Annotated in this window: 14 protein-coding genes; 9 read left to right on the plus strand and 5 right to left on the minus strand. The window is 64.3% G+C overall.

From position 1 onward, the window contains the following. From JNK68_07620 to JNK68_07660, 9 genes are all read left to right on the plus strand, one after another. The coding region (locus JNK68_07620; protein MBL8540225.1) for a nuclear transport factor 2 family protein at positions 1-297 on the plus strand (297 nt) is incomplete at its 5' end. A gap of 9 nt (positions 298-306) precedes the next feature. Continuing rightward, a complete protein-coding gene (locus JNK68_07625; protein ID MBL8540226.1) occupies positions 307-1308 on the plus strand; it encodes an alpha/beta fold hydrolase in 1002 nt (333 codons plus the stop codon). Positions 1309-1317: 9 nt separating this feature from the next. Then, positions 1318-4914, plus strand: coding sequence for a DUF3883 domain-containing protein (locus tag JNK68_07630; protein ID MBL8540227.1), 3597 nt, complete (start codon positions 1318-1320; stop codon positions 4912-4914). Then, positions 4911-7811, plus strand: coding sequence for a DUF1156 domain-containing protein (locus tag JNK68_07635; GenBank protein MBL8540228.1), 2901 nt, complete (start codon positions 4911-4913; stop codon positions 7809-7811). The genes JNK68_07630 and JNK68_07635 overlap by 4 nt, the downstream gene beginning before the upstream one ends. A 241-nt stretch (positions 7812-8052) precedes the next feature. Then, positions 8053-9108, plus strand: coding sequence for a DUF4325 domain-containing protein (locus JNK68_07640; GenBank protein MBL8540229.1), 1056 nt, complete (start codon positions 8053-8055; stop codon positions 9106-9108). After that, the gene (locus tag JNK68_07645) at positions 9105-9410 is read left to right on the plus strand and encodes a nucleotidyltransferase domain-containing protein (GenBank protein ID MBL8540230.1); all 306 of its coding nucleotides are present in this window, start codon (positions 9105-9107) and stop codon (positions 9408-9410) included. Before JNK68_07640 ends, JNK68_07645 begins: the two co-directional genes overlap by 4 nt. A 37-nt stretch (positions 9411-9447) precedes the next feature. Next, positions 9448-9765, plus strand: a complete 318-nt coding sequence (locus tag JNK68_07650) for a nucleotidyltransferase domain-containing protein (GenBank protein MBL8540231.1) — start codon at positions 9448-9450, stop codon at positions 9763-9765. Positions 9766-9781: 16 nt separating this feature from the next. Then, positions 9782-10171, plus strand: a complete 390-nt coding sequence (locus JNK68_07655) for a HEPN domain-containing protein (protein ID MBL8540232.1) — start codon at positions 9782-9784, stop codon at positions 10169-10171. 3 nt (positions 10172-10174) lie between these two features. Further along, positions 10175-13492: a DUF499 domain-containing protein gene (locus JNK68_07660; protein MBL8540233.1), complete on the plus strand. Its 3318-nt coding sequence runs from the start codon at positions 10175-10177 to the stop codon at positions 13490-13492. 56 nt (positions 13493-13548) lie between these two features. Here JNK68_07660 and JNK68_07665 read toward each other — a convergent pair whose 3' ends face one another. The 5 genes from JNK68_07665 to JNK68_07685 form a co-directional block, all read right to left on the minus strand. Continuing rightward, on the minus strand, positions 13549-15765 hold the full coding sequence (locus tag JNK68_07665; GenBank protein MBL8540234.1) for a TonB-dependent receptor: 2217 nt from the start codon (positions 15763-15765) through the stop codon (positions 13549-13551). An 87-nt stretch (positions 15766-15852) separates the two neighbouring features. Continuing rightward, the gene (pqqA, locus tag JNK68_07670) at positions 15853-15927 is read right to left on the minus strand and encodes a pyrroloquinoline quinone precursor peptide PqqA (protein ID MBL8540235.1); all 75 of its coding nucleotides are present in this window, start codon (positions 15925-15927) and stop codon (positions 15853-15855) included. Positions 15928-15955: 28 nt separating this feature from the next. Further along, positions 15956-16030, minus strand: a complete 75-nt coding sequence (gene pqqA, locus JNK68_07675) for a pyrroloquinoline quinone precursor peptide PqqA (GenBank protein ID MBL8540236.1) — start codon at positions 16028-16030, stop codon at positions 15956-15958. A 129-nt stretch (positions 16031-16159) separates the two neighbouring features. Next, the gene (locus JNK68_07680; GenBank protein ID MBL8540237.1) at positions 16160-16804 is read right to left on the minus strand and encodes a response regulator transcription factor; all 645 of its coding nucleotides are present in this window, start codon (positions 16802-16804) and stop codon (positions 16160-16162) included. After that, positions 16801-17052 carry a hypothetical protein gene (locus tag JNK68_07685; protein MBL8540238.1) on the minus strand — a complete coding sequence of 84 codons (252 nt, stop codon included), beginning with the start codon at positions 17050-17052 and terminating at the stop codon, positions 16801-16803. Before JNK68_07685 ends, JNK68_07680 begins: the two co-directional genes overlap by 4 nt. Between the last annotated feature and the right edge of the window lie 12 nt (positions 17053-17064).

Below are 17064 nucleotides of genomic sequence, written 5' to 3' on the forward strand. Positions count from 1 at the left end.
CCGCGACTCGCCGGCTTCGACGAGGTGCGCGACTCCTGGCGCGAGATCTTCGCCGGCGGCCCGAACCTGCACTTCCAGCTCACCGGGCAGCAATACCTGCGTGGCGTGCGCATCGCCGTCCACAGCCTGCACGAGAACGTCGTCGTCAGCGGCCAGTCGCAACCAGTCAGTCCGATCGTCGCCACCAACATCTACATCCAGACTGACCGCGGCTGGCGCATGCTGGTGCACCACGCATCGCCGGCGGTGCGCGAACTCGCACGCGCGGAGGAGACGCCGCCGACCGTGCTGCACTGAGCAGGCGCGATGCGCCGCGAATCCGACGGGCCACTGGCGACGGTTGTCGCCTCGTCGCGGGCTCCCTACAGCGCGCCCCGGTGGCTGCCCGGTCCCCACCTGCAGACCATCTACCCTGCCCTGCTGCGCAAGCCGGTGCTCGCCTATCGGCGCGAGATCTGGGAGACACCGGATGGTGACGAGGTCGCGACGGACTGGATCGACGGAGCGACCGATGCCCCACTCACCGTGCTGTTCCACGGCCTCGAAGGCAGCTCGCGCAGCCACTACGCTATCGCCCTCATGCGCGTGCTGGCGGCACGCGGCTGGCGCGGCGTCGTCTATCACTTTCGCGGCTGCGGCGGACTGCCGAACCGGCTGCCGCGCGCCTACCACTCCGGCGATACGGCGGAACTCGACTGGGTGCTGCCGCGCCTCAAGGCGGTGAGCGGCCCCGCGCCCTTCTACGTCGTCGGCGTCTCGCTCGGCGGCAACGTGCTGCTCAAATGGCTCGGCCAACGCGGCAGTGCCGCCGACCCGATGGTGGCGGGTGCGGCGGCCGTCTCCGCCCCGTTCGACCTCGTGAGCTCCGGCGACGCGCTTGGGCGCGGCTTCAATCGCCTCTATGCCCGCATCTTTCTCGGTTCGCTCAAGCCGAAGGTGCTCGGGATGCTCGAACGTCACCCCGGCCTCTGCGATCGCCGGCAGGTCATGCAGGCGCGCACGCTGCGCGAGTTCGACGATGCCTTCACGGCCCCGGTGCACGGCTTCCGCGACACGGACGACTACTGGACGCAGGCGAGCAGCAAGCCGTGGTTCAAGCACATCGCGGTGCCGACGCTCGTGCTGAACGCACGCAACGACCCGTTCCTGCCGGAATCGGCATTGGCCGATACGAGCGAGATATCACGGCACGTCACGCTCGAATATCCCGCGCACGGCGGACACGTCGGATTCTGCAGCGGACCCTGGCCGGGCCGGACCGGGTGGCTGCCGCAGCGCATTCTGGAATTCTTCACTACCATCTTGTGATCTCACCGCATGAAGCTCGAAGACATCCAGAACAATGCGGCCATTCGGGGCATCCTCCCCGATGCGTCGGTAACGGTCGTCAGCGTCCAGTGGTACGGCTCGGAAGCCTTGGAGCTGACCTACAAGACACCGTCCGGCAAGGTCGCGAACGAGCTGCTCTACCGCCATGACGAGCCGCGGCTCGCGATCGTCGAGCAGGGCCGGCCCTGGAGCTTCGACGGCGACGGCGCTCTGTTCCGGCTGGTGTCCGAAGCGCAGCGCATCCGTCTCGCCCATCTGTTCGACCCGGTGCTGGCGGTGCACACCTCCGTGGTCGAGCCGCTGCCGCATCAGATCACGGCCGTGTACGAGCACATGCTGCCGCGTCAGCCGTTGCGCTTCCTGCTCGCCGACGACCCCGGCGCGGGCAAGACGATCATGGCGGGGCTGCTCATGAAGGAGCTGATCGCGCGCGGCGACCTGCAGCGCTGCCTCGTCGTGTGTCCCGGCAGCCTGGCCGAACAGTGGCAGGACGAGCTCTATCGTCGCTTCCACCTTCCGTTCGAGATCCTCACCAACGACAAGCTCGAGGCTGCACGCACCGGCAACTGGTTTCTCGAAAGCAACCTCGCCATTGCCCGCCTCGACAAGCTCTCGCGCAACGAGGACGTGCAACTCAAGCTCCAGGCGCCCGATTGCCGCTGGGACCTCGTCGTCTGTGACGAAGCCCACAAGATGTCGGCCACCGTGTTCGGCGGCGAGACCAAGTACACCAAGCGCTACCGGCTGGGGCAGTTGCTCTCGACGCTCACGCGTCACTTCCTGCTCATGACGGCCACGCCGCACAACGGCAAGGAAGCGGACTTCCAGCTCTTCATGGCGCTGCTCGACGGCGATCGCTTCGAGGGGCGCTATCGCGACGGCGTCCACGCGACGGACGTGTCCGATCTCATGCGTCGGATGGTCAAGGAGCGCCTGCTCAAGTTCGACGGCACGCCGCTCTTCCCGGAGCGCATCGCCTATACGGTGCCGTACAAGCTCTCGGACGCGGAAGCTCACCTTTACCGGATCGTCACCGACTATGTGCGCGAGGAGTTCAATCGCGCGGAGGCCCTGGAGAACGACAAGCGTGCCGGTACCGTCGGCTTTGCGCTGACCATCCTGCAGCGCCGGCTGGCATCCTCGCCCGAAGCCATCTACCAGTCTCTGCGCCGTCGCCGCGAACGGCTGGAAAGCCGACTGCGCGAGCTGGAGTTGCTGCAGCGGGGCGGCCGAGTTGGCGACATCCTTCCACCCATGGCGTCCGCCCTCGACACCGAAGAAGTCGAGGATCTGGAGGACGCACCGGACAAGGAAGTCGAAGCGGCCGAGGAAGAGATCCTCGATCAAGCGACCGCTGCGCGCTCCATCGCCGAGCTGCGCATCGAGATCGAGACGCTCGAGGAACTGGAAGCCCACGCGCTGGCGGTACGCCGCAGCGGCCGGGACACCAAGTGGCGCGAGCTCGCGAGCCTGCTCGGCGAGATCTTCACGCCCGCGGGGTTGGCAAACGCCACCGTCGCGCCCCACCACGCTGCCGAGTCCGATGCGCCCTACGGAGCCGGCAAGATCCCGCCACCGCAGCGCTCACCCCGCCAGAAGCTGGTGATCTTCACCGAGCATCGCGACACGCTCAACTACCTCGAACAACGCGTGACCACTCTGCTCGGACGCAAGGAGGCGGTGGTCATGATCCACGGCGGCATCGGTCGCGAGGATCGCCTGAAGGTCCAGGAATCCTTCAGGCACGACCCCGAGGTTCAGGTGCTGCTCGCCACCGACGCGGCGGGCGAAGGGATCAATCTCCAGCGGGCGCATCTCATGGTCAACTACGATCTGCCCTGGAACCCGAACCGGATCGAACAACGCTTCGGGCGCATTCACCGGATTGGCCAGACCGAGGTCTGCCATTTGTGGAATCTGGTGGCCGAAGAAACGCGCGAGGGCGATGTCTATCGCAAGCTGCTGGAAAAGCTCGAACAGGCGCGTCAGGCTCTCGGCGGCCAGGTTTTCGACGTGCTCGGCCGGCTAGAATTCGAAGGGAAGGCGCTCCGGGATCTGCTGATCGAGGCCATCCGCTACGGCGACCAGCCGGAAGTGCGTGCGCGCCTGACGAAGGTGCTGGAACACGCGCTCGACCGCGGCCATCTCCAGGATCTGCTGGAAGAACGGGCGCTCGCCCACGACGCCATGGATGCGAGCAAGGTGCAGCGCATCCGGGCGGACATGGAGCGCGCCGACGCGCGCCGCCTGCAGCCGCACTACATCGAATCCTTCTTCCATGAAGCCTTTCGAATTCTTGGCGGCAGCGCCAAGCAGCGCGAGCCGCGCCGTTACGAGGTCACGCATGTCCCGGCGACGGTGCGCAACCGAGACCGCCTCATTGGCATAGGTGAACCCGTGCTGCCGCGCTACGAGCGCATCGCCTTCGAGAAGGCGCTGGTTGCCCCGCAGGGGCAGCCGCTGGCTGCGTTCGTCTGCCCCGGCCACCCCCTGCTCGACGCCGTCATCGATCTCACCCTGGCGCGCAACCGTGATCTGCTCAAACGCGGCACCGTGCTGGTCGACGAGCGCGACCCCGGCACCGCGCCACGCGTGCTGTTCTATCTGGAGCACGCCATCCAGGACGCAGGCATGACCCGCGCTGGCGAGCGCCGCGTCGTCTCCAAGCGCATGCTCTACGTCGAGATGGATGCGACGGGCGTAGTCCGCAACGTTCAGTACGCGCCCTATCTCGACTACCGTCCGTTGGCAGCTGGCGAACCGGGCTGCGATGCCATTCTCGACCGAGTCGAGTGCCAGTGGATCACCCGCGAGTTGGAGAAGAAGGCGCAGGGTTACGCCATCGGCAACGTCGTGCCTGAACACCTAACCGAAGTGCGCGGCCGCAAGCTGGAGCTCGTGGCCAAGACCGAAGCGGCGGTGAAGGATCGGCTGACCAAGGAAATCGCCGATTGGGATCACCGGGCACAGGAGCTCAAGCTCCAGGAACATGCCGGCCGCCCCAATGCCAAGCTCAACTCCGAGGAGGCTCGCAAGCGCGCCGACCTCCTGCAAGGTCGTTTGCAGAAGCGCCTCGAAGAGTTGAAGCTCGAAGCGCAGCTCTCGCCGCTGCCACCCGTGGTTCTCGGAGGCTTGCTGGTTGTGCCCATCGGCTTGATCAACTCCATGACCGGAAGGGAAACTGCGGCACCCGCGGCCCCGACGGATACGCAGGCCAGCGCCGCCCGCGCCCGCGCCATCGTCATGGAGATCGAGCGCAGTCTCGGTTACGAGCCGGTCGATCGCGAATTCGAAAAGCTCGGCTACGACATCGAAAGCGCCATCCCCGACACCGGAAGACTGCGCTTCATCGAGGTCAAGGGTCGGGTCTCGGGCGCGGACACCATCACCGTGACGAAGAATGAGATCCTCTACTCGCTCAACAAACCCGACGACTACATCCTCGCCGTCGTCGAGTTCATGGAAAGCGAAAACCACAAGGTGCACTACGTGCGACGGCCATTCAACCGCGAGCCGGATTTCGGCGTCACCAGTGTGAACTATGACTTTGCCGAACTCATCGCGAGATCGGGTATGCCATCGTGACCTACAAGAAAAAGCTCATCGAAGTCGCCCTCCCGCTCGAGGCGATTAACAAGGAATCGCTTCATCGGAAACAGAAAGCGCCGAAGGGCTGGCCGACTTCATTCCACAAGTGGTGGGCGCAAAGACCGTTGGCGGCGGCGCGAGCGGTAATATTTGCGCAGATGGTCGACGACCCGTCAGCGAATCCTGATCTGTTCAAGACGCAGAAGGAACAGGACAAGGAGCGCGAGCGACTCTTCCGCATCATTGAGGACCTCGTGAAGTGGGAGAACACCAACAACGAGAGGGTACTCCAGGCGGCGCGCAACGAGATCTGGCACAGCTGGCGGCGGGTATGTACGGAGTTCGCCGATCATCCGCAGGCAAAGGAACTCTTCGATCGCCATAAGCTGCCCGCATTCTGTGACCCGTTCGCGGGAAGTGGCAGCCTACCGCTATCCGCGCAGTGGCTCGGGCTCGAGAGCCATGCCCGCGACCTGAACCCGGTCGCGGTGCTGATCAACAAGGCGATGATCGAGATTCCGCCCAAATTTACCGGCAAGCCGCCAGTGAACCCCGAGGCGCGCCAGGACAACGGCCTCTTCACACGCGAATGGAAAGGCGCACAAGGTCTCGCCGAGGACGTTCGCTTCTACGGCAAGTGGATGCGCGACGAGGCCGAGAAGCGCATCGGCTACCTCTACCCGAAGATCGAGGTGACGGCCGAGATGGCAAAGGACCGCCCCGACCTCAAGGCTTACGTCGGCAAGAGACTCACCGTGATCGCCTGGCTCTGGGCGCGAACGGTGAAGAGCCCGAACCCTGCGTTCGCAAGTGTCGACGTGCCGCTCGCCTCGACCTTCATGCTCTCCTCCAAGGCGGGCAAGGAGGCGTATGTCGAACCAGTGGTCGAGGGTGCGGGCTACCGCTTCACAGTTAAGACAGGCAAGCCGAAGAATGCTCCGGCGACGAACCGCGGCACAAAGTCGGGCGGCAGCGGTAGCAGCTTCTTGTGCCTGATGTCTGGGACGGCGATACCGTTCGAGTATCTAAGAACTGAGGCAAAGGCTGGCCGGATGGGTGCGCGGCTCATGGCGATCGTTGCCGAGGGAGAGCGCAGGCGAGTCTATATCTCCCCGACTGGGGCGATGGAAGCGATTGCGCTTAGCGCCAAGCCGAAAAATGCGCCTGAAACACAGCTTCCCCTAAAGGCGCTCGGATTCCGCATCCAGGAGTACGGCATGACGCGATGGCGCGACCTTTTCACGCATCGTCAGCTCGTGGCCCTGACGACCGTCTCCGACTTGATACAGGAAGCACGTGATCGGGTTAAACGCGACGCGGCGGCCGCTGGGCTCGCCGACGACGGCGGGACCCTCGCAGGCGGTGGCACGGGCGCGACGGGATATGCCGAAGCGCTATCCGTTTACCTTGCCTGTATTGTCGATCGGATCGCCTATTACGGTTCCAGCTTGACCACATGGCTGCCAAAAGACAACGCCCTTCGCGATTGCATGCCGCGGCAAGCGCTGGCGATGACCTGGGACTTCGCCGAAGGCAACCCGCTGGGCAAGTCTAGCGTTGATGTTGTGACTTGCTCGAAGTCCGTGAGCAACTACCTTGATGTGGCAACGCCATTTGCTAGTGCATTTGCGATGCAGGGCGGTGCGCAGATCGCATTGGATGAGAGGAAGGCATTTCTTCTGAGTACCGACCCTCCCTACTACGACAACGTGTCGTATGCCGACTTGTCGGATTATTTCTATGTGTGGTTGCGGCGGTCGCTGAAGCCCGTATTCCCAGAGCTGTTCGCTACCGTCGCCGCACCGAAGGCCGAAGAGCTGGTCGCTACACCCTACCGCCACGGTAGCAAGCAAGAGGCGGAGACTTACTTTCTGAGAGGTATGACGCAGGCGATGCAACGCCTCGTCGAGCAAGCGCACCCGGCTTTTCCGGTTACCGTCTACTACGCTTACAAGCAGTCCGAGAGCGACGCCACCGAAGGCACCGCGAGCACTGGGTGGGAGACCTTCCTCGAAGCGGTGATCCGTGCCGGCTTCACGCTAACCGGCACGTGGCCGATGAGTACGGAGGGGGAGGGCCGCATGCGCGGCATGGACTCAAACGCCCTCGCCTCCAGCATCGTCCTCGTCTGCCGTCCGCGCGCCGCCTCCGCGCCCACCGCCACGCGCCGCGAGTTCGTCACCGCGCTCAAGGCCGAGCTGCCCGTAGCAGTCGCACACCTCCAGCGCGGCAGCATTGCACCGGTTGACCTTCAGATGGCCGCGATTGGCCCAGGCATGGCTGTGTACACGCGTTACGCAAGGGTGCTTGACGCTGAGGGGAAGACTTTGAACGTCGGCGAGGCGCTGAAGATCATCTTCCAAACCCTTGACGAGGCGCTGGCCGAGCAGGAGGGCGACTTCGACGCCGACAGCCGCTGGGCGCTCACCTGGTTCGAGCAGTCGGGCTTCGCCGAGGGCGAGTACGGCGTGGCCGAGACGCTGGCCACAGCACGCAACACCAGCGTCGCCGGAATGAAGGAGGCAGGTATCGTGGCCTCGAAGGGCGGCAAGGTACGTCTGCTGAAACCCGACGAGCTCCCGGAGGATTGGGACCCTGCCAGCGACAGCCGCCTCACGGTCTGGGAGATGGTCCACCACTTGATACGCGCGCTGGGCGCGGGCGGAGAGACCGCGGCGGCTCAATTGGTGGCGAAGATCGGCGCGAAGTCCGAAACCGCCCGTGAGTTGGCCTACCGGCTCTACACACTGTGCGAGCGGAAGAAGCGCGCGTCCGAAGCGCTCGCCTATAACGGTCTCGTGCAAAGCTGGCCGGAGATCGCGCGGCTGGCGCGCGAAGGCCCAGCGTCGGCCACGTCCCGCGAGCCGGAGCTCTTCGACGAAGCGGAAGGTTGATTTTTTCTGCTGATTGGTGGCGAACCTCAGCTCGTGTGCGGGCCGTGGACCGAAAGCCGTCATTCCGGGGCTGCCGCAAGGCAGAACCCGGAATCCAGCAGATTCTCGGCTCCGTTTCTGGATTCCGGGTTCCGCTACACGGCCCCGGAATGACGAGCTGAGGTTCGTCACTGATCAGTTTTCTTACAATTCTCCCCTCTGGAACTGTCAATGGTGACCCATTTCCTTCACAATACATGAGATGGGCATTGACAAAGAATCAATTCGCAGGCGCGCCCTGGAACTGATCTCGGGCGGTGGTCACCGTGTCGCTGCGCGCCTGGCCGGCGAATTCGGCCTGTCGCGCCAAGTGGCGAACGGTTATCTCCAGTCGATGGCACGGGAGGGCTCCATCGAGGCTGAGGGTACGACGCGCGCTCGCGTCTACCGGCTCAGGACTCTGGCCGAGGCAGAACAAACTTACCCCCGCGAAGGCTTGCAGGAGGATCTGGTCTGGCGCGAGCTGATCGCGCCTGTCGTCGCCCGCTTCGCGGAGAACGTGCGCGACATCTGGCATTACGCGTCGACCGAGATGATCAACAATGCGATCGACCATTCGGGCGCGTCCGACGTGCACGTCAGCGTGCAGAAGAACGCGCTGTATACCGACGTAGTGGTGGCCGATGAAGGCGAGGGTATCTTCGCGAAAATCCAGCGCGTGTTCGGTCTGCACGACGCCCGCGAGGCGATCCTCGAGCTCGCGAAGGGAAAGCTCACCACGGCACCCGAACAGCACACGGGCGAGGGAATCTTCTTCACTTCGCGGGCGCTGGACTTCTTCGAGATCGAGTCGCACCACTTGCGCCTCAGTCACGCGCCGCGTACCGAGGATTCAATCGCGGAGCAGGCAGCGGATACGCCAGGCACGCGCGTGCGCATGCGACTTGCCAACGATAGCCCACGGCGCATGCATGAAGTGTTCGATGCGTTCACCGATCCGGAGGAATACAGCTTCGACAAGACTGTCGTGCCGCTGCGCCTGGCGCAGTACGAAGGCGAGAAGCTCGTGTCGCGGTCTCAGGCCAAGCGTGTCGCGAATCGGTTCGAACGGTTCAAGCGCGTGGAATTGGACTTCGCCGGCATCTCGGAAATCGGGCAGGCGTTTGCGGACGAAATGTTTCGCGTGTTTGCCGCGGCGCATCCGCAGATACGCATCGTCCCGGTCAACGCCGAGCCGGCGGTCGCACAGATGATCCGTCGCGTCGTGGCGGCGCGGACACCAGCGCCGCAACAGCAGTCCAACGGAGCGGAGGGATGAGGCGTAGCCTGGCTGTCGATGATCCTGCGTTGAAGCAACTTTGCGAGCGGCATCACATCCGCCGATTGTCACTATTCGAATCGACGCTCAAGGGCACGGCACGCCCGGACAGCGACGTCGACTTGCTGGTGGAGTTTCCCCCCGAAGCGCGGCCGACGCTGCTGGACATGGCACAGATCGAGATCGAGCTGTCGCAACTGCCGGGCGGGCGCAAGGTCGATCTGCGGACCGCAGAGGACTTGAGTCGGTATTTCCGAGACGAAGTCGTGCGCACGGCGGAGCCGCAGCATGTCGCCGGATGAAGGCTGCCGTCGCTTGGTTGCACGGGAAGGCTGAACGATGAATCGGACATGGATAAGCGAAACGTTGGAATGCTTGCGCCAAGCGCTGCCTTCGGGTTCACAGATCATCGTGTTCGGGTCACACGCCCGCGGTGACGCGCGGGCGGACAGCGATATCGATTTGCTGGTGATCGAGCCGGAAGTGGCGAACCGCGCGGCAGAAACGGTTCGACTTGCAACGCTGCTCGGACGCCGGCTGGTGCCGGCGGACGTTGTGGTGATGAGCCGCAGCGCTTACGAGAGCGAGCGAGCGATACCGAACACGGTCGCCTACCGGGCCGCGAACGAGGGGAAGGTACTTGAACTCGCCAGCTGATCTTGCCCGTGCGCTGATGCGCAAAGCTGCCGACGACCTGTATGTCGCGCGACGCCTCGCACAGGACGTCGACGCGCCGGCCTGGATCTTGGGCTTTCATGCCCAGCAAGCGGTCGAGAAGTCGTTGAAGGCGGTGCTGTCCCTTCACCGCATCGAATTCCCTCGGACGCACAACCTTTCGATGCTGCTGGAACTGCTACGGCGTGCCGCACTCGCGCTGCCACCAGACGGCGATGAGCTTGCCCGCCTGATTCCCTTTGGCGTCATCGCGCGGTACGAGACCGCGCTGGATGCCACCGAAGTCGAAATCGATCGGGTCTGGGCTGTCGACGTCGCTACACGTACCTTTGAGTGTGGAGAAGGCGCTGTCGGGCTGGATAGAGATCCAACAACCAACGAGCGCTAATCGATGGCTATCACCAACCACGAACGCATCGGCAAGGCGATGGAACTGCTCCGGCAAGGACTCGCGCCCTTCGTCGAACGCGAGTTCCGGAACCTCTACAAGGGCCAGGCTCTTTCGGAGGCGGGTCGCTTCGTGGGAGACGACCGCCTGCTCGCCAGAAAGCAGATCGCGGAATGGGATGCGGCGGCGCTCCTCAAGCTGCTGTGGGAGTCGTGGAACGAAGTTTTCCGCCGCATCCTCGGTCCGGCGGAGCGTTCGCTGGTGCAGGAGCTTCGCGACTGGCGCAACAAGTGGGCGCACCAGGAACCGTTCAGCAGCGACGACGCCGACCGCGCACTCGACTCGGCAGGGCGATTGTTGACGGCCGTCTCGGCACCGCAAGCCGACGATGTGGGCAGGATGAAGATGGAGCTGCGTCGGTTGGTCTACGACGAGCAGGTGCGGGGTGAAAAGCGCAAGGTCGGGGGCTCCCTGATCGAGGCCGCGGCGACCGGCGCGCTGAAGCCGTGGCGCGAAGTGGTGACGCCGCACGCCGACGTGGCGAGCGGCCGTTATCAGCAAGCCGAGTTCGCGGCCGACCTTTGGCAAGTCCATCTCGGTCAAGGCGGCGATGAATACCGCGAGCCAACAGAGTTCTTTCGCCGGACCTTTCTGACCGAGAGTCTGAAACGCATGTTGGTGGGCGCCGTGCGGCGGCTTTCCGCCCAGGGTGGTGATCCGGTCGTGCAGCTGCAGACGAACTTCGGCGGTGGCAAGACGCATTCGATGCTCGCGCTCTATCACCTCTTCTCCGGCGTAAACCCGAGCGAGGTGGCAGGCGTAGATGAGTTAATGGCCGAAGCCGGCGTGAAGAGTCTGCCGAGCGCGCGGCGCGTAGTGCTCGTCGGCAACAAGATCTCCCCCGGCAACCCGGTGACCAAGCCCGACGGAACCGTGGTGCGTACCTTGTGGGGCGAGCTCGCCTACCAGCTCGGCGGCAGGCAGGCTTACGCGCGCATCGCCCAGGATGACGAAAAGGCAACCAGCCCAGGCGATGTGCTTCGGGAACTGTTCCTCGAGTACGGTCCGTGTCTCGTGCTGATCGATGAGTGGGTCGCCTATGCCCGGCAACTTCACGATCAGAGTGATCTGCCTGCCGGCAGCTTCGAGACTATGTTCACGTTTGCGCAGGCGTTGACCGAATCGGCAAAGGCAGCGCGCAACTGCCTTCTCGTGATCTCACTGCCCGCTTCGGACATGCAGGCTTCACCGCACGCCCAGGCCGATGACGTCGAAGTCGGCGGTGTCCGCGGCCGGGAAGCGCTCGATCGGCTGCGCAATGTCGTTGGGCGACTGGAGTCATCGTGGCGTCCGGCCACCGCCGAAGAGGGCTTCGAAATCGTGCGGCGACGGCTCTTCGAGTCACTCGATGGCGAGCAGTTCAAGCAACGCGATGTGACGGCTCGCGCCTTCGCCGATCTCTACCACGCCCAAGTCGCGGAGTTTCCCCCGGAGTGCAAGGGTAGCGATTATGAAAAACGCATCCAGGCCGCTTACCCGATCCACCCGGAGATCTTCGACCGCCTCTACGAGGACTGGTCGACACTCATAAAATTCCAGCGCACGCGGGGCGTGCTGCGGCTGATGGCGGCGGTGATCCACAGCCTGTGGGAGAAAGGCGACAGAAACCCGTTGATCCTGCCATCGACCGTCCCGATCGACGACCCACGTGTCCAGTTCGAGCTGACACGGTATCTCTCGGACAACTGGGTACCGATCATCGAGCGCGACGTGGATGGCCCCAGTTCCCTGCCGCTCAAGCTCGATGCCGAAATCCCGAACCTGGGCAAGCTGCACGCCACCCGTCGAGTGGCGCGCACTATCTATCTCGGCTCCGCGCCCACAGCAGATGCAGCACATCGGGGACTAGAAGATCGACGCGTGAAGCTCGGTTGCGTCATGCCGGGTGAGTCACCTGCCGTGTTCGGCGATGCGCTTCGAAGGCTCGCCGCGACGGCAACCTATCTCTACCAGGACGGACCGCGTGCCTGGTACGCGACACAGCCGACGGTCACGAAGCTGGCGGAGGATAGAGCTGAACAACTCAAGCGTGATCCGGACAAAGTCGCTCACGAACTGGATCTGCGTCTGCGCGCGGATCTCCGGAAGATGGGTGACTTCCCTCGCGTGCATGCCCTACCCCGATCCAGTGCGGATGTGCCGGACGATCCCGACGCCCGCCTTGTAGTACTACCAGCGGAGCATCCTTACAGCAAGGAGCCGGAAAGTCCTGCCGAAGTCGCGGCGAAGGCGATTCTCGAATCGCGTGGCAATACGCCGCGACTCTACCGCAACACCTTGGTGTTCCTGGCGGCCGATCGCGTGCGCCTGCAGGATCTCGACGAGGCGCTGCGGAAGTACCTCGCGTGGTCGTCCGTCCTGGAGGAAAAAGAGTCGCTCAATCTGGATGAACATCAGAGGCGGCAAGCAGAAATGCAGAAAAAATCGGCGGACGGCGCTGTGAATGCCCGACTGCCGGAGACTTATCAGTGGGTGTTGGTGCCCGAGCAGAAGACTCCTCAAGCGCCGGTCGAGTGGCAGGCCATCCGGTTGACGGCCTCCGATGCGCTCGCCGTTCGCGCAAGCCGGAAGCTGCGCGGTGATGAACTGTTGGTAGCGTCCCTCGGTTCGACAATCCTGCGCAAACATCTCGACGATGTTCTTTGGCGTCGTGGAGATCACGTCCCGGTGAAGCAGTTAGTGGATGACTTCGCGCGTTATCTCTATTTGCCCCGCCTTGTCGGACCGGAAGTGCTGGTACAAGCGATACAAGACGGCGTCGCACTGCTTACGTGGCGCACCGACACCTTCGCATGTGCAGAGACTTACGACGAGGCAGCGGGCAGATATCGCGGCCTGCGCGCCGGGCAGGTGGTCAACGTTACATCAGACTCGTCCGTACTCGTCGTCAGGCCAGACGTTGCCCTACGACAAATTGATACGGAATCCCCACCCAGTACGCCGCCGCAAGATCCGTCGGATAACAAAACAAGGACCCGGATCGAACCGGACGGCGATAAGGGAAACCAAGATCCGGCGGATGCACGTGCAAAGCGCTTTCACGGCTCGGTGACCCTAGATCCAGCCCGCGTTGGGCGCGATGCCGGTAGGATCGCCGAGGAAGTCGTTGCGCATCTGGCGGGCTTGGTTGGTGCGGCGGTAAAAGTGACTTTGGAGATCCAAGCCGAGATACCGTCCGGAGCGCCGGACAATGTGGTGCGCACCGTCACCGAAAACTGCCGAACGCTCAAGTTCTCGGATCACGGATTCGAGCAGGAGTAGCAAGGTGATGCGCGCGGGTGGCCTCGGCGGAATCGACTCGTAATTGTGACCATCCGCTAGAACTGATAGATCACGGAGAGCCCGACCAGGTAGTTGCGGGTCGGCGCCGGATAGTAATAGCGCCCGTTCGCGTCACCGACGTTCACCGCGCCGATGTACTCCTTGTCGAAGATATTGTTCACGCGCACGAACTCGCGGAAGCTCCACGGTCCGGACTGCTGTTGCAGCCCTCCCCACCAGTTGAGGATCGCGTAGCTCGCGGCGGCCTCGGTGTTGAGGTCGTTCACGTAGACGTTGCCGTTCCAGATTGCCTCGACCGCGGTGGTGAGGCCGAACGGCGCGTAGCGCCAGGTGAGCGATCCGAACAGGTTGTATTCCGGCACGCCGGGCACGCGGTTGCCCGACTGCACGACGGCGACGTTGGTGCCGGTGGCGGGGATGCAGGGCGCGGGACCGGCGCAGGTGACGAAATCGCCGCTGAACTCGGCGTTGAGATAGGTGGCGGCGAGATAGCCGTTGAAACCCGCGCCGAGATCGCTGTCGATCAGCAGTTCCGCCCCCTTGCGGGTGGTGCCGGAAGCATTCTGATACGCCGCGCGACCGCCGACGTTGCGGGCGATCACGACCTCGTTGCTGGAGTCGATGTAGAAAAGCGCGAAGTTCACCCGCGTGCCGGTGCCGACGAACGCCTTGGCGCCGATTTCGTATTGATTGCTCAGCGTCGGCTGCAGGTTGAAGTTGAGCCCAGAGCTGCCGTCCGGGCGGTAGGCGAGCTCGATGAACGTCGGCGTCTCGAAGCTGCGTCCCGCATTCGCGTACAGGTTCACGGCAGAGGTGAGCTGATAGAGCAGGCCGCCGACCGGCGTCCACGCCGAATAAGTGGCGCTCCCGCTGTCATCGGGGTTGCGCTGCGCGGGACCGGGACCGACGATGGTGGTCGTTCCGCTGCAGCGCGTGCCGACGATCACGCAGATGAACTTGTCGCTCGAATCGAAGCGCACCTCGCTGTAACGGATGCCCGCGCTCGCGTTCCAGCGCGGCAGGAACTGCCATTCGGCCTGCACATAGGCGCCGAAGTTGTCGACCGTGTCGTCCTCGTTGCGCTTGAGCGCGCCGATGTCGCCCAGGTTGTTGAGGTAGCCCTGGCGCGAGTCGCTGGCGGTTTCGTAGTCGACGCCAGAGGTGACCGTGAGCGGGCCGCTGAAGAATGGCTGCACGCGCGTCCAGCGCAGGCTGCCGCCGCCGAAGTCGCGATCGAAGGTGGATACCCCGCCCGAGCTGCGGATGTCGTTCTGGTTCGCGAGCGGAATCGCCAGGTACTGGGTGTTGCTGCGCGTGCCGTAGTAGCCCATGACGCGCAGCGTGTCCTCGTCGGTGATCCGGTTGTCGTAGATGAGCCCCACCTGGCTGTTGCGCAGCGTGCGTCGCGTGTCGAAGAGGGTCGCCGCCGGGTCGGCCTGGCGCGGGTTGCGCGCCACCTGCTGCGCGGTGAGCCCGAGCGGGTCCTCGGCATTGGGCTGGTCGAAGATGTTCGCCACCAGGGTGAACGCGGAGCGATTGTCGATCGTGTAGACGAACTTGCCGTTGACCTGCGTCTTCTCCGCCGCGCTCTGCTCGCGGTAGCCGTTGGTGGTGAAGTAGGTGGTGTTGACCATGTAATTGAGCGGCCCGCCCTGGCCGCCGAACTTGAAGCCGTAACGCTGGGTGTCGTAGCTGCCGAACGTGAAGGAGGGCGTCATGATCGGTTGCGCCGGTCCGGGCTCGGTGAAGATCTGCACGACGCCGCCCGAGTGATTGCCGTAGAGCGCGGAGAAGGGTCCGCGCAGCACCTCGATGCGGTCGGCCGAGCCTAGGTCGAAGATGCCGGGGCTGCCCTGACCATCGGGGGAACTCGCCGGGATGCCGTCGGCGAGGAGCCGGATGCCGCGCGTGCCGAACTGGGAGCGTGCGCCGAAGCCGCGGATGCTGATCTGCTGCTCCTGGGCGAAATTGTCGCGGTTCTGCACGAAGGTGCCGGGCGCGCGGTTCAGCACCTCGGAGACGTTCACGTCGAGCTTGCCGCGCTGGATGTCGTCCTGCGGAATCGAGTCGATCGACATCGGGAGATCGAAACTGCGCGCTTCGGTGCGCGTGCCGGTCACCACCACCGGCGAGGATTCCACCGCGTCGTCCGCGCCGGCCGGCGCTGCGACAACGGACACGACCGCCCCCAGGATGGCCCGCACCGAGCGCCGCGCGCGCAGCGGGCCCCCTCCCTTTCCCTGTTCTTTCATCTTCTTACCCCTCGCTGCGTCCTCTCGCGGGACGTCAACCCATAAAAAAGGGCTGCCCGCGGGCAGCCCTCGTGAAGCCAGTCAAATTCAGCGATTGCAGATGTACATCGTCACTTCGAAGCCGAAGCGCAGGTCCGTGTAGGCGGGGGTGGTCCAAGCCATCATGATCTCCTGGGAAGTGGCGAACAGGTCAGCGGTTGGCAATGTACATCGTGACTTCGAAGCCAAAGCGCAGATCGGTGTATGCGGGGGTGGTCCAGGCCATTTCTGTCTCCTCGGTGGTGGATGCAACAATCTAGACGCCCGCAGTATCGCGTCACAGGACGCCGGGGAACAGCGGAAATCCTGCAAAGCCGCCTCATGATTTTCATGAGATTGGCGCAGCTCCCGCCGTTCAGGGCTCGATCAGCCGGTTGCGTACGGCGATGATCGCGAGGTCCGCCTGGTTGGAGGCGCCGAGCTTCTGCTTGATGTTGTACAGGTGGGTGCCGACGGTGCGTGGCGACAGGTGCAGCACCTCCGCGATCTCCGCCACCGATTCGCCGCGTGCCAGCGCGAGAAAGACCTTGAACTCCTTGTCCGACAGCACTTCGACCGGGCTGCGATCGCCCGAGAGCTGCTGCACCGCCATCTGCTGCGCCAGCGCCGGCTCGATGAACGTCTTGCGCTGATAGACCTGCCGGATGGCCTGGATCAGTTCCTCGGCGGCGCTGCGCTTGGAGAGGTAGCCCAGTGCCCCGGCCTTGATGGCACGGCGCGGGTGCATCGTGTCCTCGTGCGCCGAGAGCATCAGCACGCGGGCTGCGGGATCCTTCGCGATCAGCCGCGTCAGCGTCTCCAACCCGCCGATGCCCGGCATCGAGATGTCGAGCACGAGGACGTCCGGCTTCACCTCGGAATACGCCTTCAGGGCGTCCTCGCCGCACTCTGCCTCGGCCACCACCTTGAGCTCGTGACTGCCCTCGATCAGCAGGCGAAACCCCATCCGCACCACGGCGTGGTCATCCACCAGCATGACCCGGATCGGCACCACACTCATGCGCCCGCTCCCGCTGCGGTGAACGCTGTGCTCACCGGCAGCGTGACCTTCACGCGCACGCCGCGGCCTGCCGCGCCCTCCAGCACGAAGCTGCCGGAGAGCGCCTGCACGCGCTCGCGCATGCCGAGAATCCCGTAGCCGGGGCGCGCCTCACTGCCCGGTGCGCCGAGTCCCCTGCCGTTGTCCCGCACCTCGATCTCCAGCCGGTCTCCGGCCTGATCCGCCACGCGTGCAATGTTGACCTCCACCCGACTCGCCGC

The sequence above is a fragment of the Betaproteobacteria bacterium genome (assembly GCA_016791345.1).
Taxonomy (GTDB): Bacteria; Pseudomonadota; Gammaproteobacteria; order Burkholderiales; family JAEUMW01; genus JAEUMW01.